At 71.9% G+C, this 19,150-nt stretch carries 18 protein-coding genes; 15 read left to right on the top strand and 3 right to left on the bottom strand.

What is annotated here, in order from left to right; all coding sequences use genetic code 11:
- Positions 1-102: 102 nt before the first annotated feature.
- Positions 103-1,296: an Ig-like domain-containing protein gene (locus ACFYOB_RS13155; RefSeq protein ID WP_388558865.1), complete on the bottom strand. Its 1,194-nt coding sequence runs from the start codon at positions 1,294-1,296 to the stop codon at positions 103-105.
- A 229-nt stretch (positions 1,297-1,525) separates the two neighbouring features.
- Here ACFYOB_RS13155 and ACFYOB_RS13150 point away from each other — a divergent pair, with 229 nt between their 5' ends.
- The 6 genes from ACFYOB_RS13150 (at position 1,526) to ACFYOB_RS13125 (ending at position 8,366) form a co-directional block, all read left to right on the top strand.
- A complete protein-coding gene (locus tag ACFYOB_RS13150) occupies positions 1,526-2,635 on the top strand; it encodes a lipid II:glycine glycyltransferase FemX (protein WP_388559506.1) in 1,110 nt (369 codons plus the stop codon).
- Positions 2,632-4,320 (top strand): murein biosynthesis integral membrane protein MurJ, encoded by a 1,689-nt coding sequence (gene murJ, locus ACFYOB_RS13145; protein ID WP_388558862.1) that lies wholly within the window; start codon positions 2,632-2,634, stop codon positions 4,318-4,320. Before ACFYOB_RS13150 ends, murJ begins: the two co-directional genes overlap by 4 nt.
- Positions 4,321-4,353: 33 nt before the next feature.
- Positions 4,354-5,037, top strand: a complete 684-nt coding sequence (locus ACFYOB_RS13140; RefSeq protein ID WP_388558858.1) for a response regulator — start codon at positions 4,354-4,356, stop codon at positions 5,035-5,037.
- A 10-nt stretch (positions 5,038-5,047) separates the two neighbouring features.
- Positions 5,048-6,493, top strand: a complete 1,446-nt coding sequence (locus ACFYOB_RS13135) for an ATP-binding protein (RefSeq protein ID WP_388558855.1) — start codon at positions 5,048-5,050, stop codon at positions 6,491-6,493.
- Complete coding sequence (locus tag ACFYOB_RS13130) at positions 6,490-7,026, top strand: hypothetical protein (RefSeq protein ID WP_388558852.1); 537 nt, start codon at positions 6,490-6,492, stop codon at positions 7,024-7,026. The genes ACFYOB_RS13135 and ACFYOB_RS13130 overlap by 4 nt, the downstream gene beginning before the upstream one ends.
- Before the next feature lie 68 nt (positions 7,027-7,094).
- A complete protein-coding gene (locus tag ACFYOB_RS13125) occupies positions 7,095-8,366 on the top strand; it encodes a cytochrome P450 (protein WP_388558849.1) in 1,272 nt (423 codons plus the stop codon).
- Here the strand turns inward: ACFYOB_RS13125 and ACFYOB_RS13120 are convergent.
- Complete coding sequence (locus ACFYOB_RS13120) at positions 8,326-9,054, bottom strand: hypothetical protein (protein ID WP_388558846.1); 729 nt, start codon at positions 9,052-9,054, stop codon at positions 8,326-8,328. The two genes, ACFYOB_RS13125 and ACFYOB_RS13120, sit on opposite strands and share 41 nt — an antisense overlap.
- A 100-nt stretch (positions 9,055-9,154) precedes the next feature.
- Here ACFYOB_RS13120 and ggt point away from each other — a divergent pair, with 100 nt between their 5' ends.
- A complete protein-coding gene (gene ggt, locus ACFYOB_RS13115) occupies positions 9,155-10,969 on the top strand; it encodes a gamma-glutamyltransferase (protein ID WP_388558843.1) in 1,815 nt (604 codons plus the stop codon).
- A gap of 169 nt (positions 10,970-11,138) precedes the next feature.
- Here the strand turns inward: ggt and map are convergent, their stop codons facing one another.
- Positions 11,139-11,906 (bottom strand): type I methionyl aminopeptidase, encoded by a 768-nt coding sequence (map, locus tag ACFYOB_RS13110; RefSeq protein ID WP_388558840.1) that lies wholly within the window; start codon positions 11,904-11,906, stop codon positions 11,139-11,141.
- Positions 11,907-11,970: 64 nt separating this feature from the next.
- On the opposite strand from map, the gene ACFYOB_RS13105 reads away from it, so the two are divergent.
- The 8 genes from ACFYOB_RS13105 (at position 11,971) to ACFYOB_RS13070 (ending at position 19,135) form a co-directional block, all read left to right on the top strand.
- The gene (locus tag ACFYOB_RS13105; protein WP_388558837.1) at positions 11,971-12,222 is read left to right on the top strand and encodes a helix-turn-helix domain-containing protein; all 252 of its coding nucleotides are present in this window, start codon (positions 11,971-11,973) and stop codon (positions 12,220-12,222) included.
- Positions 12,223-12,290: 68 nt separating this feature from the next.
- Positions 12,291-12,467: a hypothetical protein gene (locus tag ACFYOB_RS13100; protein ID WP_388558835.1), complete on the top strand. Its 177-nt coding sequence runs from the start codon at positions 12,291-12,293 to the stop codon at positions 12,465-12,467.
- 9 nt (positions 12,468-12,476) lie between these two features.
- Positions 12,477-12,857: a PPOX class F420-dependent oxidoreductase gene (locus ACFYOB_RS13095; RefSeq protein WP_388558833.1), complete on the top strand. Its 381-nt coding sequence runs from the start codon at positions 12,477-12,479 to the stop codon at positions 12,855-12,857.
- A gap of 99 nt (positions 12,858-12,956) precedes the next feature.
- Positions 12,957-14,408: a hypothetical protein gene (locus tag ACFYOB_RS13090; RefSeq protein WP_388558830.1), complete on the top strand. Its 1,452-nt coding sequence runs from the start codon at positions 12,957-12,959 to the stop codon at positions 14,406-14,408.
- A 167-nt stretch (positions 14,409-14,575) separates the two neighbouring features.
- On the top strand, positions 14,576-15,418 hold the full coding sequence (locus ACFYOB_RS13085) for a nitrilase-related carbon-nitrogen hydrolase (RefSeq protein ID WP_388558827.1): 843 nt from the start codon (positions 14,576-14,578) through the stop codon (positions 15,416-15,418).
- Between the two features lie 38 nt (positions 15,419-15,456).
- The gene (locus ACFYOB_RS13080) at positions 15,457-16,710 is read left to right on the top strand and encodes an aspartate aminotransferase family protein (RefSeq protein WP_388559503.1); all 1,254 of its coding nucleotides are present in this window, start codon (positions 15,457-15,459) and stop codon (positions 16,708-16,710) included.
- Positions 16,711-16,720: 10 nt separating this feature from the next.
- Complete coding sequence (hydA, locus tag ACFYOB_RS13075) at positions 16,721-18,121, top strand: dihydropyrimidinase (protein ID WP_388558825.1); 1,401 nt, start codon at positions 16,721-16,723, stop codon at positions 18,119-18,121.
- 12 nt (positions 18,122-18,133) lie between these two features.
- Entirely contained in the window at positions 18,134-19,135 is a 1,002-nt protein-coding gene (locus tag ACFYOB_RS13070; protein ID WP_388558823.1) for a TIGR03842 family LLM class F420-dependent oxidoreductase, read from the top strand.
- The last annotated feature ends 15 nt before the right edge of the window (positions 19,136-19,150 follow it).

Raw genomic sequence — 19,150 nt, 5'->3', positions numbered from 1 at the left:
CCGGGTTGGGGGAATGACCCGACGGTAACGGGAGCGGATTACCGCAGGTAACCCGTGAGTAAGTTACGCGCTGGTAACGATTGATACGTGTCAGTGGAGGGGTCAGCCGTTCTGCGGGGTGCCGTTCAGGGCGCTCTTGGCCTTCCACGCGTCCCAGGACAGGTTCCACTCGCCGTAGCCGTTGCCGATCTCCGCCTGGCCCTTCGAGCCGTCACCGACCACCTCGAAGGAGTCGCCGACCTGGGACTGCGCGAAGAACTCCTTGGCGTCGGCGTCGCTCATCCCCACGCAGCCGGAACTGCTGTTGGTGCGGCCGAAGTTGCCGGCGTTCCACGGGGCGGCGTGCGCGTACATGCCGGACCAGGTGAGGCGCATCGAGTAATCGACCATCTTGTCGTAGGCGTTGTCCAGGCCCACCGTCTGGGAGTCCATCCGGATGGTGCCCTCCTTGGTCATGATCACCATCTTCCCGGACCAGGAGGCCTTCTTGCCGCCCGGAGTGCCGGCCGAGATCGGGATCGTCCTCAGGGCCTGGCCGTCCTCGGTCACCGACATCTTCTTGGTGTCGAGGCTGACCTGGATCCGGCGGTCCTTGCCGATCTTGAACTCGGTGTTGTAGTCCCGGGCGAAGAGACCGCCGCCCTTGCCGGAGTCCACGCCGTTCAGGTTCATCTCGACCTTCACGTCCGTGCCGGACTTCCAGTAGTCCTTGGGCCGCCAGTCGACACGGTCCTTGCCGTCGTGGTCCTTGATCCAGCCCCAGGAGCCCTCGGTGTTGTCCGAGCTGGTGACCTTGAGCTGCTTCTCCACCGCGGCCTTGTTCGTCACCGGGTTGTCGAAGACGAGCGACACGGGCATCGCCACGCCCACCGTGCTGCCCTTGGTGATGTTGATCGAGACCTTGTTCACCTTGTCGGCGGCGCCGGTCTTGAACTGCGTGGTGGCGCTCTGGCTCTGGGTGTTCTGCGCCTCGACCTTGTACTCCGCGCCGGGCGGGGCGTTGCGCTCCGAGGTCCAGGTCCTGCCGTCGTCGGCTATCTTCCCCGGCAGCTCCGCGCCCTTGGTGTCGGTCACCTTCACCTGGGCCAGCTTGCCCTCGGCGACGGTCACCGTCACCGGCTCGCCCGCCTTCACCTGATCGCCCGTGAGATTCACCGAGACCGCCATGTCCGTCTTCGGCTTCAGCTCGGCCTTGCCGTCCTTGCCGGCCTGGTCGCCGCCCCCGCCCGAGCAGGCTGTCAGTGCGGCGGTCAGAAGTGCGGTGCCCGCTATGGCGGTGCGGCGTATGCGGCTCAACGAAAACCCCTCCATCAATGACCGTTCGCAAATGTAGATGCGAACAGGACGACTTTAGGTTCCCCGATCCGGATAACAGATCGTCTCTTCGGTTGTGACATGGACCGCAGCGAAACGGTCATCGTCCGGTCACAATCGCCGCGCGCTCCGGTCATGGACGGCTGTGAGAGTCATGTGCATGCTCGCGACCACCTCCCAGCAACAGCAGCAGCGGCAGCAGGAACTGACGATGCGCCCTCTGTCTCTACCGGAATACCAGGGCTTCCTTTCGAAGCACCGGCAGGCGAGTTTTCTCCAGTACCCCTCCTGGGCCCAGGTGAAGGACCTTTGGCGCTCCGAAAGGGTCGGATGGCACTACCCCGACGGTCAGATAGCGGGCGTGGGACTGGTTCTCTACCGCCAATTCCCCGGTACCCGCAAATACTTCGCCTACCTCCCCGAAGGTCCCGTCGCCGACTGGTCCGATCCGCACATCGACCGTTGGCTGACCCCGCTGACGCGCCACCTGAGGGCTGCCGGCGCCTTCGCGGTCCGGATCGGCCCCACCCCCGCCTACCGGCGCTGGGACGCGGCCACCGCCAAGTCCGCCGCCGGGCCCGGCCGGCAGATCTCCGACGTCCTGGCCACCGAGGTGGACCCGGTCGGTGCCGCCCTCGCCGACCGGCTGCGCACCCGCGGCTGGAAGCGCTGCGGCGGCGAGGACGACGGCGACGCCCAGCCCCGCCACGTCTTCCGGGTGCCGCTGGCGGGCCGCACCCTCGACGACCTGTGGTCGGGTCTGAACCAGGAGTGGCGGCGCAATGTGCGCAAGGCCACGAAGGCAGGTGTGGAGACGGTCGTCGGCACCGCCGCCGACCTGCCCGAGTTCTACCGGCTGCTGCGGATCACCGAGGAGCGCGACGGCTTCCGGCTGGGCCGCTCCCTGTCGTACTACGAGCAGCAGTACGAGGTCCTCAACGCCGAGGAGCCCGGCCGGATGCGGCTCTACCTGGGCATCCACCAGGGCGAGATCCTCGCCGCCCACACGATGATCGTCGCCGGGAACCGGGTCTGGTACCAGACCGGCGCCTCCGCCGACCACCGCCGCGAAGTCCGGCCCAGCAACGCCCTGCAGTGGCGCATGATCTGCGACGCACATGCCCTCGGTGCCGACGAGTACGACATGCGCGGGGTACCCTCCACCCTCGACCCCGACGAACGTTCCTTCGGGCTGCTGCGCTGGAAGCTCGGCACCGGCGGACAGGTCGTCGAGACGCTAGGCGAGTGGGAGACCCCGATGGACGGATACACCAACACGGCGCTCTACAAGGCGTTCCAGGCCTACCTCGCCCGCCGGTGACGGCCACCGACACCAGGCCGGCCGCCGCCGGCGCCGGTGGCTCCCGTGGCGATCACGCGGCGCCGAAGAAGACCTCGGTGCTGCGCAGCGGCGCCCTCATGGCGGCCGGATCGATCGTCTCCCGCGCCACCGGCTTCATCCGCTCCGCGGTCGTCGTCGCGGCGCTGGGCACCGGACTGCTCGGCGACAGCTACGCCGTCGCCAACACCGTCCCGAACATCATCTACATGCTCCTGATCGGCGGCGCGCTCAACGCCGTCTTCGTCCCCGAGCTCATACGCGCCGCCAAGGAGCACGAGGACGGCGGGGCCGCGTACACCGACCGGCTGCTGACCGCCTGCACCGCGGCACTCGCCCTGCTCACCGCCGCCGCGGTCCTCGCCACCCCGCTCATCGTCGGCGCGTACACCCCCTACAGCGGGGCGCAGCAGAGCACCACCGTCGCCCTGGCCCGGTTCTGCCTCCCGCAGATCCTCTTCTACGGCCTGTTCACCCTGCTCGGGCAGGTACTGAACGCCCGCGGCCGGTTCGGCGCGATGATGTGGACCCCGGTCCTCAACAACGTCGTGATCATCGGCGTCTTCGGGCTCTTCCTCCACCTCTCCCACGACGCGGCAGACGGCCTCACCGCCGCCGACACCCGGCTCCTCGGCATCGGCACCACCGCGGGCATCGTCATCCAGGCCCTCGCCCTGATCCCCTCGCTGCGCGCCGCCCGCTTCCGCTGGCGCCCCCGTTTCGACTGGCGCGGCAGCGGTCTCACCCGCCCGCTGCGCAACGCGGGCTGGCTGGTGATGCTCGTCCTCACCAACCAGATCGCCTACTGGGTGGTGACCCGGCTCTCCACCACCACCGGAGACCTCGCGGTCAAGGCGGGCCTCGCGGAGGGCGTCGGCTACACCGCCTACAGCAACGCCTACCAGCTGTGGATCGTCCCGCAGGGCATCATCACCGTCTCCCTCGTCACCGCCCTGATGCCCCGGATGAGTTCGGCCGCGGCCGACGGCGACCTCGCCGCCCTGCGCGCGGACGTCTCCTACGCGCTGCGCTCCAGCGCCGCCCTCGTCGTCCCCGCCGCCGCGGTCTTCGCCGCCCTCGCCCCCTGGGTCACGGGCAGCGTCTTCGGGTACGGGCGCACCGGTCCCGCCGACATCGAGGTCATGGCGGGCATGCTCATGGCGTTCGCGCCCGGCCTGATCGCGTTCTCCGCGCAGTACGTGCTCTCGCGCGGCTTCTACGCCCTCTCCGACACCCGCACCCCCTTCTTCCTCAACCTCACCATCGCCGCCCTGAACGCCGGGCTCTCGGGCGCCGCCTACCTCCTGCTGTCCCCGCGCTGGGCGGTCACCGGCATGGCCGCGGCCTCCTCCGTCGCCTTCACCGCGGGCGCCGCCGTCACCGCGTACACACTCGCCCGCAGGCTCGGCCCGCGCGCGGGCACCCGTACCGAGAAGCGGGCGAGCGCCGTACGGACCCACCTGCGGCTGCTGACCGCCTGCGCACCGGCGGGCGCCGCCGGGTACGCGGCCGCCCGTGCCGCCGAGCGGTTCGGGGACTTCGCCGCGGTCGCGGCGGGAACCATCGCCCTGGTGGGCGTCGTCGTTCTCCTTGCCAGGCCGCTGCGCCTGACGGAGATCACCGACCAGCTGGACTCCCTGCGGCGCAAGATCGGCCGCCAGCGGTAGGACGAGCCCCGCACCACCTTGGATACTGACCGGATGCCACGCGTACTGCTGATCGAGGACGACCCTTCCGTCCGTGAGGGGGTCGGCCTCGGCCTGCGCCGCCGCGGCCACGAGGTGAGCGCCGCCGAGACCGGCGAGGAGGGGCTGGAGCTGATGGCGAGCTTCCGCCCCGAGCTCGTCCTGCTCGACCTGATGCTGCCCAGGATGAACGGCGTTCAGGTCTGCCACCGCATCCGCGAGACCAGCGAGGTGCCGATCATCATGCTCACCGCGCGCGGCGACGACTTCGACATCGTCATCGGCCTGGAGGCCGGAGCCGACGACTACATAGTCAAACCCGCCCGCACCGAGGTCATAGAAGCCCGTATCAAGGCCGTACTGCGCAGGCTCAGCGACCCCATGGGCGGCCGCCCCGAGGTCGCGGTCCACGGCGAACTCGCCATCGACCGCGCGGGGCTGACCGTCGCCAAGAACGGCGAGCGCGTCGCCCTCGCCCCCAGCGAGATCAAGCTCCTGCTGCACCTGTCGGCCTCGCCCGAGCAGGTCTTCTCCCGCCAGCAGCTCCTGGAGTACGTCTGGGAGCACAGCTACCACGCCGACGCCCGGCTGGTGGACGCCTGCGTCCGCCGGCTGCGCCACAAGATAGAGGACCCCGACAAGAGCCCCCGCTACATCCAGACCGTGCGTGGCTTCGGCTACCGCTTCGGTCCCCTGTAGGGGGCGCGAGGTGCGACGAATAGCCCCGCTCGGGCTGCGAACCCGGCTGATAGCGGCCTTCCTGCTGGTCGCCGCGATCAGCGCGGTGAGCACGGCCGCCCTCACCTACCAGCAGGCGCGCAACGCCATCCTCAAACAGACCCAGGACACCGCCGTCAGCACCCTGCGGGACCAGGTCGAGCAGCAGGAGTTCCCCCTTCCCCTGGACCAGCAGGAACTCCAGCGCATCGTCATCGACCTCGGCAAGCGCGGCAAACCCCACCCGTGGATCCTCTTCGCCGAGTACGGCGACCTGCGCGCCTCCACCAACCCCGCCTCGCCCACCTCCACCGTGGTCACCGCCAGCCTGCGCGAGAAGGTCCTCGGCAGCCAGTACACAGCCTTCCAGCGCGTCGAGGACCAGCGCGGCAACCCGTACCTCACGGTCGGTGTCCCCGTCCTCTTCAAGCACAACGGCTACACCGAACCCACCGGGGTCGTCTTCTTCGCCTGCGTCCCGCTCTCCACCGAGAAGCAGACCGTCGAGGCCTTGGTCAAAGCCGCCCAGCAGGGCGCCGTCCCGGGGCTGGCCATCGCCATCATCCCCGCGCTGCTGGCCGCCCGCAGCGTGCTGCGGCCGGTCCGCGACATGCGCCGGGCCGCCCAGCGGCTGGGCCGCGGCCGCCTCGACACCCGCATCGAGGTCCGGGGCGCCGACGAACTCGCCGGACTCGCCCGCACCTTCAACGAGACCGCCCGCGCCCTGGAGCAGTCGGTGAGCGAGCTGCGGGACGCGGAGACCCGCGCCCGCCGCTTCGCCTCCGACGTCTCCCACGAACTGCGCACCCCCCTCGCCGGGATGCTCGCCGTGACCGAGGTCCTCGACGAGGACGCCGCGAGCCTCGACGCCGACACCGCCAAGGCCCTGCGCCTGGTGAGCGCCGAGACCGGCAAACTCGCCGTCCTCGTCGAGGACCTGATGGAGATCTCCCGCTTCGACGCCCGGGCCGCCGAACTGAACCTCGACGACGTGGACATCGCCGAAGCCGTGCGCAAGACCCTCGAACGACGCCACTGGGACGACGAGCGCGTCGTCACCGAGCTGCCGGACCTGGTACGCGCCCGACTCGATCCGCGCCGCTTCGACGTGGTCCTCGCCAACCTCGTCGGCAACGCCCTGCGGCACGGCGGCGCCCCCGTGCGCGTCACCGTACGGACCGCACCGGGCGAGGACGGCGAACGGCTGCTGATCGACGTCGCCGACAGCGGACCCGGCATCGCGCCGGAGGTGCTGCCGCACATCTTCGACCGCTTCTTCAAGGCCGACGCGGCCCGCACCCGCTCCGCCGGCAGCGGACTCGGACTCGCCATCACCCTGGAGAACGTCCGCCTGCACGGTGGCACCCTCCGTGCGGGCAACAGGCCGTCCGGGGGAGCCCTCTTCTCCCTCGACATGCCGCTGGAGGCCCGCGCGTGACGGGGCGGACGACGAGGTCCCGGGCCGCGGCGGCCACGGCGGTGCTGACGGCCTGCGCCCTGCTGCTCGCCGGATGCGGGATCAAAACCACCGGGGTGATCGAGAGCGGCCATGCCGCCACCGCCAAGGTCCCCCGCGACAGGACCACTGCCGTCCTCTACTTCGTCTCCAAGGAGAACGACCGGCTCGTCCCGGTCCCGTTCGTGGTCAGCGCCGAATACACGCTCGCGCCCGTCGTGGTCCTGCGGCTGCTGCTGAACGGCCCCGTCGGTCCCGCTCAGGCGGCCGGGCTCACCACGGAGCTGCCGCGGCTGCCCGCCGGGCAGGCGGAGCAGGCGTCGGTGGGCGAGTACTCGCCGGGCAAGGGGGTGACGGTCCGTGTCCCGTTCGCCGTGGGCAGCCTGTCGGAACTGGCCCGCAAGCAGCTGGTGTGCACCGTCGGCGTCTCCGCCGCACGGGACGCCATGAGCCCGGTAACCCTGCAGGGCCCCGACGCCGCCCTCCCGTCCGCCGACTGCGACACGCAACGCTGACGTGCGCGGCCGGCCCGCCGCCGGCCGCGCCCTTGCGGGCGGGGCCGCCCAACCGTCACGGTGGCCCCATGGACCACGCCGCAGACGTCCCCGACGTCTTCGACCCCCGCATCTACGCCGCCGGCGTCCCGCACGACAGCTACCGGCTGCTGCGCGAGCGGCACCCCGTGGCCTGGCAGCCGGAGCCGGAGATCCAGGGCTGGCCCGCCGGCCCCGGCTTCTGGGCCGTCACCCGGCACGCCGACGTCGTCCGGGTCCTGCGCGACCACCGGACGTACTCCTCCTGGCTGGGCGCCACCCAGATCCGCGACCCCGACCCGGCCGACCTGCCGTTCCTGCGCCGCACCATGCTCAACCAGGACCCGGACAAGGCCGCCGGCGACCACGGCAGGCTGCGCCGTCTCGTCGCCCGCGCCTTCACCCCCGCCCGGGTCGACGCCTTCTCCGGGCGGGTACGGGACCGAGCCCGCGCCCTGCTCGCCGCCGCCAGGGACAAGGCCGAGGACGGCGCCGCCGACGTGGTGCGCGCCGTCACCGACGAATACGCCCTGCTGAACCTCACCGACCTGCTGGGCGTCCCGCCCGCCGACCGGGCCCTGCTGCTGGAGTGGACCGTACGGGTCATCGGCTACCAGGACCCCGACGACGCCCCGGCTCCGCTCCTCGGCGCGGACGGCAAGCCGCTCAACCCGCGCTCACCGGCCCTGCTCGGCGAGATGTTCGCGTACGCCCGAGAACTTGCCGCCCACAAGCGCGCGCACCCCGGCGACGACGTGATGACCGCCCTCGCCCAGGCCGGACTCGACCCCGCCGAGCTGGAGATGTTCTTCTTCCTGCTCACCGTCGCGGGCAACGACACCGTGCGCAGCGCGGCGCCCGGCGGGCTGCTCGCGCTGGCCCGCGACCCGGGGGCCTACCGCCTGCTCGCCGAGGGCCGGGCCCCGACGGATCGTGCCGTCGACGAACTCCTGCGCGTGCACCCGCCGGTGCTCAGCTTCCGACGGACCGCCGCCGTCGACACCGAGCTGGCCGGGCAGCGCATCCGGGCGGGCGACAAGGTGGTGGTCTTCCACGCCTCCGCCAACCACGACGAACGCGTCTTCACCGACCCCGGCCGCCTGAACCTCGGCCGGACGCCCAACCCGCACGTCTCCTTCGGGGACGGCCCGCACGTCTGCCTCGGTGCCCACTTCGCCCGGCTCCAGCTGCGCACCTTCTACGAGGAGTGGCGCGCGGTCATGCCCCCGCCCGAACTCGCCGGACCTCCGGGGCGGCTGGTCTCCAACTTCATCAACGGCATCACGCGGCTTCCGCTACGGGTGTCCGGGCCGCAGCGGTGACGTCCGCCAACAGCTCCGTCACATCCGGCCCGTAGGCATCGGAGTTGATGACCTTCAGCAGGATGCAGAAGGACTCACGGCCGTACTTGCGGGCAAGCCGCACATGGTGCTTGGCCAGGTAGCGGGCGGCGGCCTGGTTGCTGTTGGCGGTCTGTCCGCAGAGCAGGAACACCGGCCGGGAGCCGTGCCCGGTCGTCAGCCGCGCCAGCAGGACGTGCTCGACCATCCCCTTCTCCCAGCGGTACTTCTCCTCGCCGATCCGGATCGACCCGCGGTCCGGATGGCCCGACGCGAGGCCTACGTCGAACCGGACACCCGGGAGCATGGAGGTCAGGTGCGCGGTGGTGCGGGTGTTGGAGGCGGGCCCGCCGACGCAGAACTCGGCCCGTTCGCCGAAGCCCTGGCGGGCCCCGTCGTGGGTGACGATCTGCACGTTCGCCCCGCAGTCCTTGATCAGGGCGGATATCTCCAGCAGCGCGAAGGCGTCGTTGCGGTGCAGTGACGAATCGGTTCCGCCCATCTGCCGGTTCACCACGAACAGGCAGTCGGATCCGGTCGGCAGGCCGAAGAAGGCCTGCTTGCGGCGGAGCGCGCGGCGCCAGAGGTAGGTCCGGGAGAACCAGCCGAACCCGCCGCTGAGCGCGGTGGCGATCACCCCGAGCACGATGTTGCGGACGTCGTCGTTCATGCGGCGGATGGTAGCCGTCGCATGGCCTTCATGACGCGAGGGGTCCCGTGAAGTTAGGCTGCGGTGGCATGGTCTGACCGGCCGTCGACTGGAGGTACCGATGCGTGGTCCCGCCGCACGTCACTTGGCGCTCGTCGCCCTCGCCGGGGCGCTGGTGTCCACCGGGGCGGCCGCTCCGCCCTCCGCCGCCGACGCGACGGCCACCCCGGCCAAGGTGCCGGTGGCCGCCGGCTACGGCGGGGCCGTCGCCAGCGTCGACGCCGACGCCTCCGCGGCCGGCATCGCCGTACTCCGCTCCGGCGGCAACGCCGTGGACGCGGCCGTCGCCACCGCCGCCGCGCTCGGCGTCACCGAGCCCTACTCGTCCGGCATCGGCGGCGGGGGCTACTTCGTCTACTACGACGCCGGCTCCCGCCGCGTACACACCATCGACGGCCGCGAGACCGCACCCGCGACGGCCACCGCCTCGCTGTTCCAGGAGAACGGCGTCCCCATCCCCTTCGCCGAGGGGCAGACCAGCGGCCGCGGGGTCGGCGTCCCCGGCACCCCCGCCACCTGGAAGAGCGCCCTCGACTCCTGGGGCAGCCGCCCGCTCGGCCAGCTGCTGAAGCCCGCCGAGAAGCTGGCCCGCGACGGCTTCACGGTCGACGCCACCTTCCGCGCCCAGACCGAGCTCAACCAGGACCGGTTCAAGGACTTCCCGGACACCGCGAAGCTCTTCCTGCCGGGCGGCGCCCTGCCGGTGGTCGGCTCCACCTTCAAGAACCCCGACCTGGCCGCCACGTACGCGGAACTCGCCCGCAAGGGGACCGGCGCGCTCTACCGGGGCCCGATCGCCGACGACATCGTCCAGGCCGTCCGCAAGCCCCCGGTGAACCCCGCGGCCACCCGGAACGTCCGCCCCGGCGACCTCACCGCCGGCGACCTCACCGCGTACGGGACCAAGCGGCAGGCCCCGACCCAGGTGAGCTACCGGGGCCTTGACGTCTACGGCATCGCCCCCTCCTCCTCCGGCGGCACCACCGTCGGCGAGGCGCTGAACATCCTGGAGCGCACCGACCTTTCGAAGCTGTCCGAGGCGCAGTACCTGCACCGCTTCATCGAGGCCTCGCGGATCTCCTTCGCCGACCGCGGCCGCTGGGTCGGCGACCCGGCCGCCGAGGACGTGCCGACGCGGGAACTGCTCTCCCAGCGGTACGCCGACTCGCGCGCCTGCCTGATCAAGCCGGACCAGGCGCTGACCAGCCCGCTGGCCCCCGGCGACCCGCGCGACCCCGTACCCTGCGCCACCACCGGGAAGGCGGCGCCGTCCGCCTACGAGGGGGACAACACCACCCACCTGACGGTCGCCGACCGCTGGGGCAACGTGGTCTCCTACACCCTGACGATCGAATCCACCGGCGGCAGCGCGATCACCGTCCCGGGCCGTGGCTTCCTGCTCAACAACGAGCTGACCGACTTCTCCTTCGCCCCGATCTCGCCGGGTGTTCCCGACCCGAACCTGCCCGGCCCCGGCAAGCGGCCGCGCTCGTCCGTGTCACCGACCATCGTGCTGGAGCACGGGCGGCCGGTGCTCGCGGTGGGCTCCCCGGGCGGTGCCACCATCATCACCACCGTCCTGCAGACCCTGATCGGCCACCTGGACCGGGGGCTGCCGCTGGTCGACGCGATCGCCGCGCCACGGGCCAGCCAGCGCAACCAGACCACCACCGAGCTGGAGCCGGCCCTGTGGAACAGCCCGCTGCGCGCCGAACTGGAGGCGATCGGGCAGGCCTTCCGCCAGAACCCGGAGATCGGCGCCGCGACCGGCGTGCAGCGCCTGCCCGACGGGCGCTGGCTGGCGGCGGCCGAGACGACCCGCCGCGGCGGCGGCTCGGCCATGGTCGTCCACCCGCACGGCAAGCCCGGGGCATGACCTAACTAAGGGCTGTCCCATAATCCCCGGTGGGTCAGCGCACGGCGTCGGATGCGGTGCATCGCAAGGCGGAGGGGCGCCCCCATTACTGGGCGTATTCGGGCGTTCCGACAACGCGGCGAGGTGCCGTAGCCGGCGTCGTGCGCCCGCCGGGGATTACGGGACAGCCCTAGGGAGCAGTGAGGATCCTGGGGCCGTCGGCGGTGATCGCGACCGTGTGCTCCGCGTGCGCGGCGCGACTGCCGTCGACGGTGCGCAGGGTCCAGCCGTCCCCGTCGCAGCTGTAGTCGTCCGTACCGCCCGCGGTCAGCATCGGTTCGATCGCGAGGACCATGCCGGGGCGCAGCTTCATGCCGCGTCCCGGCGGGCCCTCGTTGGGGACGCCGGGGTCCTCGTGCATGTGGCGGCCCACGCCGTGGCCGCCGAAGCCGTCGGGGATGCCGTATCCGGCGGCACGGCAGACCGTACCGACCGCGTGGGCGATGTCGCCGATCCGGTTGCCGGGCACCGCTGCCGCGATGCCCGCGGCGAGGGCCGCCTCGGCCGTAGCGATGAGCCGCAGGTCGGCGGGGCGGGGCCGGCCGACGGTGAAGCTGACCGCCGCGTCCCCGGCCCAGCCGCCGAGCACGGCCCCGCAGTCGACGCTGACCAGGTCCCCGTCGCGCAGTCGGTACGTGCCGGGGATGCCGTGCACGATGGCGTCGTTGACCGAGGTGCAGATCACGGCCGGGAAGGGCACCGGCGCGAACTTCGGCCGGTAGCCCAGGAAGGGGGAGGTCGCGCCCGCCTCGCGGAGCACGTCGCGGGCCACCCGGTCCAGGTCCAGCAGGGCGACCCCGACCCGCGCGCTCTCCCGTACGGCCGCCAGGGCTTGTGCGACGACGCGGCCGGTGGCGCGCATCTCGTCGATCGATTCGTCCGTCTTCAGTTCCACCATGCCAATAACTATACCGGTATAACTTTAACGGGATAGTTATTGGCGTGCGCGGTAGGATGGGGGCATGGTCCGTACCCCCCTGACTCCTGAAGAGCGCGAGCGCGGCGAGCGCCTGGGCGCCCTGCTTCGTGAGGCGCGCGGCGCGCGCAGCATGGTCGAGATCGCGGCCGGAGCCGGGCTCTCGGCCGAGACCCTCCGCAAGATCGAGACCGGCCGGGCGCCCACCCCCGCCTTCTTCACGGTGGCCGCCCTCGCCGAGGTCCTCGGCCTCTCCCTGGACGACGTGATGCGGCGCTGCTCCCTCGCGCCCGTCTGAGGTCCGGCCCGCGGCCGATCGGCCCAATGGGCGGTGGGACCGCCCGTACGCGGGGCAAGCGTGAAGGCGTGTCAGCCACGAACGCATCCAAGCGACTCGGTTTCGGATTCCTCGGCGCGCTCCTCGCGGGCGGCCTGCTCCTCGCGGCCTGCGTCGCCCCCGACGATGGGGGCCGGTCCGAGGGCCAGGGGGACGTGGTCCTGCGCGAAGACGCGCCCGGCCGGGGGTCGCGCGACAGCCCTTAGGGTCGGGCCATGGATGTCGAAGAGCTGGGCAGGGCGAAGTACGTCAGTCTCACCACCTTCCGCAAGGACGGCACGCCTGTGGCGACGCCCGTGTGGGCGGTGGCCGACGGCGGAGAGCTGTACGTGTGGACGCGCAGCGACTCGTGGAAGGTCAAGCGGATCCGCAACGACGGGCGGGTCACCGTCGCCCCCTGTGACGTGCGCGGGCGCGTCGAAGAGGGGGCGACGGTGCGGGAGGGGGAGGCCCGGCTGCTCGACGAGGCGGGGCTGCGGCGGGTGCGGGGGCTCATGTCGCGCAAGTACACGTGGCAGTTCTGGGTGGTGGACGTGCCCGCCATGGTGGTACGGCGGGGGCGACGGCCGCACACCGCGATCGCCGTCAAGCTTTGAAGTGCCCGTAGCCCGCCCGTAACACAGGTGGGATCCAATGCGGTCATGGAGACCGCGACTTCGCTGACGATCGGTCAATTCGCTGAATACCTGCGTGGCTTGACCCTGAGACTGGATCCCGGAGCAGGCTGGTACGGGGAGTTCCTGCGCCGGGATCCGGAGGGTCTGCGGGCCTGTCTCGACGGGGCCGCGATACCGCCGTGGGACGTGGTGGATTCGCTCCTGCGGGACCTGGCGGCGGTGCGGGGCGAGCAGATCGCGGGGCGGGAGACCGTATACGCCGCCCGGCTGCGGGCCGCGGCGGTCACCGCGTGGGACAGGCTGCCGGGCGGGACTGAGGAGCTGCGGACCCAGTACGCGGCGGCGGCCGCGCAGCGGGCCGACGCGGGGGAGGCCCTGCGGAACCTGACGGCCCGGCTCGGCGGCGCCACCGACCCGACGGAGGCGGACGCCCTGGCCCGGGAGCTCTCCTGGACCCAGGACGACGCCGCCCGGGCCGCGTCACGCCACGAGGACATCTCGGCCCGCCTCGCGGCCCTGCGGGCCGGCGCCCCGGGCGAGGCGCAGGCGCAGACCCAGGCCGAGGCCCAGGCCGAGGCCGAGGCCCGGGTTCAGGCCCAGACCCAAGTCCAGACCCAAGTCCAGGCCCAGGCCCAGGCCCGGGCTCAGACCGAGGCGCCGGTCGGGCGGGCCGAGGGGCGGTGGCTGCGCGGCGCGCGGCGGGCCGGGGGCGCCCGGTACGCGGGCTCGGCGGCGCCCGGAGCGCCGGCCTTCGTCCCGCCGCCGGGCCACCCGGACGGGGACCCGGCCCCGGGCGGGCCCGGAACCGCTCCGCGCGGGGCGCGTTTCGGCCCCTCGGGGCCCCGGATTCCGGCCCCGCGAGGCGCCCGGGCGGGTGAACAGGACGGCGGGGCGGTGCCCCCGGCCGGGCCCGGCGAGCCGGGACACGAGGCCCGGGGTCATACGGAACCCGGCCCCGGACCCGGAGGGGCGGAAGCCGGGAACGGCGCTTTCCCCGCGTCCCCGGCCGGGAGCACGCGGGCCGTCGTGGGCGAACTGATCGCACTGCGCGCAGGGGGACGCGGCGGCGAGGCGCACGCACTGCTCTGCGAGATCGCGGCCTGGCCCGCGGACCGGCTGCCCGGCCTCGCCGACCAGCTGGTGCGCGCCGGGCTCGCGGCCGACTGGGCCACCCTGCTGTGGGAGGCGGCCTCGCTCCCGCCCGAGCGGCTCGCCGCGGCCGCGGCCGCCCTCGGCGAGGCCGGCCGGGAGGCCGACTGCGACCGCCTGCTGCGCCAGGGCGTGGCCCGCCCCACCGGCGAGATCGCCGACGCGGCCCTCGCCCTCGGCACGGCCGGGCGGACCCGGGAGGCCGACGCCCTGCTCGGCGCGTTCGTCCGGGTCCGCACCGCGGAGGAGGCGGCCGCCCTCGCCCGCAGAGATCCGCAGTGGTTCGCCCCGCGCCTGCTCCAGGCCGCCGCGGCGCTGTCCGGAACCCGTCACCGCGACATGGTCCATGCCCTGCGCGTGGCAGGGATCGCCGCGGCGTAAACCGCCCGTCTCCTGACCGCTATCGATCGCGGGGCGACGTAACCTGATCGACTACTCCAACCGTGCACGGCGGTCTTGCCCCACGGTGTGACGAGGCCTACGTTCTACTCCCTACGCATACCGTCTACGTGCGTAGAACTCGGCGTTCCCGTCGCGAGGAGCAGCTCATGGCCCAAGTCGTCCGCGCCGCGCTGGTCCAGGCCACCTGGACCGGAGACACCGAATCGATGATCGCCAAACACGAGGAGCACGCCCGCCGGGCCGCCGCCCAGGGCGCGAAGATCATCGGTTTCCAAGAGGTGTTCAACGCTCCCTACTTCTGCCAGGTCCAGGAGCCCGAGCACTACCGCTGGGCCGAGGCCGTCCCCGACGGCCCGACCGTCCGCCGCATGCAGGACCTCGCCCGCGAGACCGGCATGGTGATCGTCGTACCCGTCTTCGAGCTGGAGTCCGAGGGCTTCTACTACAACACCGCCGCCGTCATCGACGCCGACGGCAGCTACCTCGGCAAGTACCGCAAGCACCACATCCCCCAGGTCAAGGGTTTCTGGGAGAAGTACTACTTCCGCCCGGGCAACCTCGGCTGGCCCGTCTTCGACACCGCCGTCGGCCGGGTCGGCGTCTACATCTGCTACGACCGCCACTTCCCCGAGGGCTGGCGCGCACTGGGCCTGGCCGGGGCCCAACTGGTCTACAACCCGTCCGCCACCCACCGGGGCCTGTCGGCGTACCTGTGGCAGCTGGAGCAGCCGGCCGCGGCCGTCGCCAACGAGTACTTCGTCGCCGCGATCAACCGCATCGGCCAGGAGGAGTACGGCGACAACGACTTCTACGGCACCAGCTACTTCGTCGACCCGCGCGGCCAGTTCGTCGGTGAGGCCGCCAGCGACAAGGAGGAGGAACTCCTCGTCCGCGACCTCGACTTCGGCCTGATCAAACAGGTCCGCGACCAGTGGGCCTTCTACCGCGACCGCCGTCCCGACGCCTACGGAGGGCTCGTACAGCCGTGACCAACCCGATCCCCCTGCACAGCCGCCACCTCACCGTCATGCCCGACTGGCTCACGCTCTACTACGACCGCCCCGTCGAGCTCACCCACGGCGAGGGCCGCCACGTCTGGGACGCCGACGGCAACCGCTACCTCGACTTCTTCGGCGGCATCCTCACCACGATGACCGCCCACGCCCTGCCCGAGGTCACCAAGGCCGTCTCCGAACAGGCCGGGAGGATCATCCACTCCTCCACCCTCTACCTCAACCGGCCGATGGTGGAACTGGCCGAGCGGATCGCCGCGCTGTCCGGCATCCCCGAGGCCCGGGTCTTCTTCACCACCTCCGGAACCGAGGCCAACGACACCGCCCTGCTGCTCGCGACGACGTACCGCCGCTCCAACCAGATCCTGGCGATGCGCAACAGCTACCACGGCCGGTCCTTCTCCGCCGTCTCCGTCACCGGAAACCGCGGCTGGTCCCCGACCAGCCTCTCCCCGCTCCAGACGTACTACGTCCACGGCGCCGTCCGCACCCGCGGCCCCTTCGCGGAGCTGTCCGACACCGAGTTCACCGCCGCCGCCGTGGCCGACCTGGAAGACGTGCTCGGCCAGGCCCGGGGCGGAGTGGCCGCGCTCATCGCCGAACCGATCCAGGGCGTCGGCGGATTCACCTCCCCGCCCGACGGCCTGTACGGAGCCTTCCGCGAGGTCCTGGACCGGCATGGCATCCTGTGGATCAGCGACGAGGTGCAGACCGGCTGGGGCCGCACGGGCGAGCACTTCTGGGGCTGGCAGGCCCACGCCCAGAACGGCCCGCCGGACATCCTCACCTTCGCCAAGGGCATCGGCAACGGCATGTCCATCGGCGGGGTCGTGGCCCGTGCCGAGGTGATGAACTGCCTGGACTCCAACTCCATCTCCACCTTCGGCGGCTCCCCGGTCACCATGGCGGCCGGCGCCGCCAACCTCGCGTACCTGCTGGAACACGACCTCCAGGGCAACGCCCGCCGCGTCGGCGGCCTGCTGCTGGAGCGGCTGCGCGCGATCGCCGCCCACGTGCCCGCTGTACGGGAGGTACGCGGCCGGGGCCTGATGGCCGGCCTGGAGCTGACCCGGCCCGGCACCGACCAGGCCGACCCGGCCGCGGCCGCGGCCGTCCTGGAGGCCGCCCGCGCGGGCGGCCTGCTGATCGGCAAGGGCGGCGGTCACAACACCAGCGTGCTGCGCATCGCGCCGCCGCTCTCCCTCACCGTCGCCGAGGCGGAAGAGGGTGCCGAGATCCTCGAACAGGCGCTCCGCAGCATCCAGTAGGGGGACTTCCATGAGCATCCGCACCCTGATCCGCGGCGGCCTGGTGGTCACCGCCGCCGACGAACTCCACGCGGACGTCCTGATCGAGGACGGCCGCGTGGCGGCCCTGGCCGCGCACGGCTCCGCGGCCGCCGAGGCCTGGACGGCCGGCCGTACGATCGACGCGAGCGGGAAGTATGTCATCCCGGGCGGCGTCGACGCGCACACCCACATGGAGCTCCCCTTCGGCGGCACCTCGGCCGCGGACACCTTCGAGACCGGAACCCGGGCCGCCGCCTGGGGCGGCACCACCACCATCGTCGACTTCGCCGTCCAGAGCGTGGGCCGCTCCCTGCGCGAGGGCCTCGACACCTGGTACGACAAGGCCGACGGCAAGTGCGCCGTCGACTACGCCTTCCACATGATCCTCTCGGACGTCAACGAGGGCACCCTCAAGGAGATGGACCTCCTGGTGGGGGAAGGCGTCACGTCCTTCAAGCTGTTCATGGCCTACCCGGGCGTCTTCTACAGCGACGACGGGCAGATCCTGCGCGCCATGCAGCGCGGCGCCGCCAACGGCGGGCTGATCATGATGCACGCCGAGAACGGCATCGCCATCGACGTCCTCGTCGAACAGGCCCTGGCCCGCGGCGAGACCGACCCCCGCCACCACGGCGAGGTCCGCAGGGTGCTCCTCGAAGCCGAGGCCACCCACCGCGCCATCCAGCTCGCGCGGGTCGCCGGAGCGCCCCTGTACGTCGTCCACGTCTCGGCGGAGGAGGCGGTCGCCGAGCTGGCCGCCGCCCGCGACAAGGGGCTGCCGGTCTTCGGGGAGACCTGCCCGCAGTACCTCTTCCTGTCCACCGACAACCTCGCCGAGCCCGACTTTCAGGGCGCCAAGTACGTCTGCTCCACCCCGCTGCGCCCGCGCGAGCACCAGGAGGCGCTGTGGCGGGGGCTGCGGACCAACGACCTCCAGGTGGTCTCCACCGACCACTGCCCGTTCTGCTTCCGCGGCCAGAAGGAGCTGGGCCGCGGTGACTTCTCCAAGATCCCCAACGGGCTGCCCGGGGTGGAGAACCGCATGGACCTCCTCCACCAGGCCGTGGTGGACGGGCACATCAGCCGCCGCCGCTGGATCGAGATCGCCTGCGCGACCCCGGCCCGGATGTTCGGCATCTACCCGCAGAAGGGCACCATCGCGCCGGGTTCCGATGCCGACATCGTCCTCTACGATCCGCACGCCGAGCAGGTCATCTCCGCCGAGACGCACCACATGAACGTGGACTACTCGGCGTACGAGGGCAAGCGGATCACCGGACGCGTCGACACGGTGCTCTCCCGCGGCGAACTCGTCATCGACCGGCGCGAGTACACGGGCCGGGCCGGCCACGGGGTCTTCGTCCCCCGCACCACCTGCCAGTACCTGTAAGGAGTGTCCGCCATGGACTTCGGCCTCGTCCTGCAAACCGATCCACCGGCTTCGCAGGTCATCAGTCTCATGCGCCGTGCCGAGCGCAACGGGTTCCGCTACGGCTGGACCTTCGACTCCGCCGTGTTGTGGCAGGAGCCGTTCGTCATTTACAGCCAGATCCTGGAGCACACGCGAAAACTGCACGTCGGGCCGATGGTCACCAACCCGGGCACCCGCACCTGGGAGGTCACCGCCTCCACCTTCGCCACCCTCAACGACATGTTCGGCAACCGCACCGTGTGCGGGATCGGGCGCGGGGACTCGGCGATGCGGGTCGCCGGGCGCGCGCCGAACACCCTGGCCCGGCTCGGCGAGGCCATCGAGGTGATCCGCGACCTCGCCGAGGGCCGGGAGGCGGTCGTCGACGGCAATCCGATCCGCATTCCCTGGATCCGGGACGGGAAGCTCCCGGTGTGGATGGCCGCGTACGGCCCGAAGGCCCTTGCCCTGGCCGGGCAGAAGGCGGACGGGTTCATCCTCCAGCTCGCCGACCCCTACCTCACCGAGTGGATGGTCAAGTCGGTCCGCCAGGCCGCCGTGGAGGCGGGCCGCGACCCGGCCGCGATCACCATCTGCGTGGCGGCCCCCGCGTACGTGGGCACGGACCTCGCCCACGCCCGCGACCAGTGCCGGTGGTTCGGCGGAATGGTCGGCAACCACGTCGCCGACCTGGTCTCGCGCTACGGCGAGCACTCCTCGATGGTCCCCGACGAGCTCACCGAGTACATCAAGGCCCGCCAGGGCTACGACTACAGCCACCACGGCCGCACCGGGAACCCGTCCGCGGACTTCGTCCCCGACGAGATCGTCGACCGCTTCTGCCTGCTCGGCCCGCCCGAGGCCCACATCGAGAAGCTGCGCGCCCTGCGCGACCTCGGCGTCGACCAGTTCGCCCTCTACGACATGCACGACGCGAAGGAGGCCACGATCGACGCCTACGGGCAACAGATCATCCCCGCGCTGAACGGCTGATCCCCCTGCCGGCCC

The sequence above is a fragment of the Streptomyces sp. NPDC006463 genome (genome assembly GCF_042870715.1).
GTDB lineage: Bacteria > Actinomycetota > Actinomycetes > Streptomycetales > Streptomycetaceae > Streptomyces.
This window is presented reverse-complemented; position numbering and strand designations above follow the sequence as displayed.